This is a genomic window from Cytophagia bacterium CHB2 (genome assembly GCA_030263535.1).
Lineage (GTDB): Bacteria > Zhuqueibacterota > Zhuqueibacteria > Zhuqueibacterales > Zhuqueibacteraceae > Coneutiohabitans.
Genome location: SZPB01000532.1, coordinates 1 through 3,238, shown reverse-complemented (window position 1 = coordinate 3,238; position 3,238 = coordinate 1). Strand labels below are relative to the sequence as shown.

The following is a 3,238-nucleotide window of genomic DNA, read 5'->3' as shown; positions in this document are numbered from 1 at the left end:
CGCTTAAATTACTTGCCCATATCTCAAACCGCGAATGGACGCCGATAAACGCGAATTTTAAAATTGGCGAATATTCGCGTTCATTCGCGGTTTCAAAAATGAGTATGTTATTTAAATGGCACTCCTTAAATTAAAGGTGGAGAAAGCACTTGCAAAAGATCACACTCATTGACGTTTTCAAAGCCCGCCAAACCATCGCGCCATTTCTCAAACCGACGCCGTTGTATTCGTATCACGGCTTGAGCAAATTGCTCGACGCTCCCACGTATGTCAAACATGAAAATCATCAGCCGGTCGGCGCGTTTAAAGTGCGCGGCGGCGTGAATTTGATTTGCAATCTTTCGCCCGAAGAAAAACAGCGCGGCGTGATGACCGCGAGCACTGGCAATCATGGCCAGTCGGTCGCTTACGCCTCGCGCCTCTTCGGTGTTCGCGCGACGATCATGGTGCCCGAAGGCGCAAACCCTGTGAAAGTTGAAACGATTCGCGCGCTGGGAGCGGAAATCGTTTTTCATGGCCGTGATTTTGATGAAGCGCGCGTGCACGCCGAAGAACAAGCGCGCACAACCGGAAGCCGTTTCGTCAGCTCCGGCGATGAGCCGTGGTTGATTTCGGGCGTCGGCACTTACGCGCTCGAAATTCTCGATGCCTTGCCGGAAGTGGCAACCATCATCGTGCCGGTCGGCAGTGGGAGCGGGGTTGCCGGTTGTTGTGTCGCCGCGAAAGCGATCAATCCGCACATCCGCGTCATCGGCGTGCAAGCTGAAAAAGCGCCCTCGGCTTATCTCTCGTGGAAATCCGGAAAAAGGGTGGAGGCGAAAATGGAAACCTTTGCCGAAGGCCTGGCGACGCGCGTGCCGTTCGATCTGCCGCAGGCGATCATACGAGAACTGCTGGATGATTTCGTCTTGGTGAGTGATGATGAAATCCGCGCCGCCATGCGCTTGTTGATCGAGCACACACGCAACTTGCCCGAAGCCGCAGGCGCGGCGTCACTGGCTGCCGCGTTGAAGTTGAAAGGAAGCCTCGCCGGTAAACCGTTGGCATTGGTGCTGAGCGGAGGCAATATCACGCTAAAGCAATTGCAGGAAGTCGTTGCCTTCACCGACAACGGCGTTACGGCATCATGAAGGTTAACCAGCTTGTCGAATCTGCTGATGAGCCTGTCGAGTCATAATGGATGATGAGCTTGTCGAATCATGACGACCTTGAAGAAATTCCGCCCCGGACTCTGGCTCACCGAACTGCATCTCGATGATTTCGATGTTCGCGGCGCAGTGATTATTGGAGAGAAGAAAGTTGTGGTTTGGGACAGCCTTTCGCACCCGCGCGACATGCAGCCGGTTCGAGTCTTGCTCGCGCAAAAAGAATGGCAGCTAGTTTACAGTCATGCGGATTGGGATCACGTCTGGGGAACGGTCGGCCTTTCTTTTCAAAATAAAATCATCACCGCGCACAAGCATTGTTTGGCGCGCTTTTCAGATGATGTGCCCCGGGAATTGCAGGAAAAGCAAGCGGACGAGCCGGACAAATGGAACGAAGTAATACTTGTGCCGCCGACACACATTTTTGAAACCGAATTCTCAATCGATCTCGGCGGCGTGACGCTGATGCTGCACCACCTTGCCGGGCACACACGCGATTGCATCGTCGGTTTCATTCCAGAATGGGGTATGTTACTCGCGGGCGACACGGTTGAAACGCCGCTGCCCGTGATCAATCCCGACAGCCCGTTTGACGATTGGGTTGCGGCTTTGCAGAAATGGGCAAACGATGCTCGCGTCGAACATGTCATTCCTGCGCACGGCAAAATCGGCGGCCGTGAGTTGATTTTGCAGAACGTGGCTTATCTGCAGAATTTGAGAAATGGCACCTCGATTGAACTCCCGGAAAATATGGATGATTTCTATCGTGAGACTCATCAAGAGAATCTGCGCTTGATGCGGGGATTTGGGTAGCTCTGACAAAAATGATTCGGTTGGAATAACAGACACTACAGAACTTTGGATTTGAACCTCTTTTGTCCCAAGCCCCTTACGAGTATTGATGGAGGACTTTGCAGCTTCACAGCCCATTTTCCCCGATTCACCCTGCCTGTGCCACTTGACATTCGAACAAAACCTATTATATTCTGTGCCATCCCCCAGCACGGTCAAAGACCATTCCCACCGATACTTATAAAGATTACTAGACAAGCGGCTGGTCATTCATAAGAGAACTGACGCAAAGGGCGAATACTCAAGATACATTAAGGCAACCTCCCGGTCGCTATTTACCAAAGCGCGTCAAGATTCTAGTTACGAACAAGGGGTCGGGGAAGAATTATGGTCTCTGCGATGGCCTAACGACGAACATATGACCGGCCAAACCATTTTCCATTACACCACCCTCGAAAAACTCGGCGAAGGCGGCAACTTGTCCCGCAGGCCAAATTTTTTGGTGGAAGCGAGTTTTCCATGATTGGCCAAACACTGCAGCATTACAAAATCCTGTCAGAATTAGGCCGTGGCGGGATGGGCGTGGTGTATAAAGCGCTCGACACCAAGCTCAATCGCACCGTTGCGCTCAAATTTCTCCCACCAGACTTGACGCGCGATCAGGAGGCGATTGACCGCTTCGTCAATGAAGCGCAGGCGGCCTCCAGCCTCGATCACGCCAACATCTGCACAATCTACGAGATCAACGAAACGGCTCAAGGCCAGTTGTATATCGCCATGGCCGGCTATGACGGGCAAACGCTGGAAAAAAAAATTGCAGGGGCGGACGGCCGTCCGCTCGTACCAATTGAGAATGTGGTTGACATTGCCATGCAAATCGCGCGCGGTTTGGAACGTGCGCACGAGGCCGGCATTATTCATCGCGATATCAAGCCTTCGAATGTGATCATCACAACTCGCGGCGAAGTGAAGATTATTGATTTCGGTTTGGCCAAACTGGCCGGGCAGATGCACTTCACCAAAACCGGAAATCTCTCGGGCACGGTGGCTTATATGTCGCCGGAACAAGTGCAGGGCCAAGCGATTGATCATCGCACGGATATATGGTCGCTGGGCGTCGTGCTCTATGAGATGCTCACCGGCACATTGCCGTTTCAAGGCGAGGGTGATCATGCTCTGATCTTCTCCATTGTTAACGAGGACCCGCGAGTGGTTACGGCTCTGCAGCATGAGACGCCGGGGCTGTTGGCTCAGATCGTGCACAAGGCGATGCAAAAGAATCCCGCCGGCCGCCACCAAAC

3 protein-coding genes are annotated in these 3,238 nt (G+C 52.9%); all 3 read left to right on the top strand.

All coding sequences use genetic code 11. The annotated features are described in order from the left end of the window. Positions 1-149 precede the first annotated feature (149 nt). Complete coding sequence (locus tag FBQ85_28510; protein ID MDL1879076.1) at positions 150-1,130, top strand: threonine/serine dehydratase; 981 nt, start codon at positions 150-152, stop codon at positions 1,128-1,130. Between the two features lie 69 nt (positions 1,131-1,199). Then, positions 1,200-1,958, top strand: a complete 759-nt coding sequence (locus tag FBQ85_28505) for an MBL fold metallo-hydrolase (GenBank protein ID MDL1879075.1) — start codon at positions 1,200-1,202, stop codon at positions 1,956-1,958. Between the two features lie 498 nt (positions 1,959-2,456). Next, on the top strand, positions 2,457-3,238 hold a 782-nt coding region (locus FBQ85_28500; GenBank protein ID MDL1879074.1), incomplete at its 3' end, for a serine/threonine protein kinase.

Bases quoted from the DNA above. Each gene is read 5' to 3' on its own strand.
- FBQ85_28505 (MDL1879075.1), top strand. From the start codon at position 1,200: ATGACGACCTTGAAGAAATTCCGCCCCGGACTCTGGCTCACCGAACTG.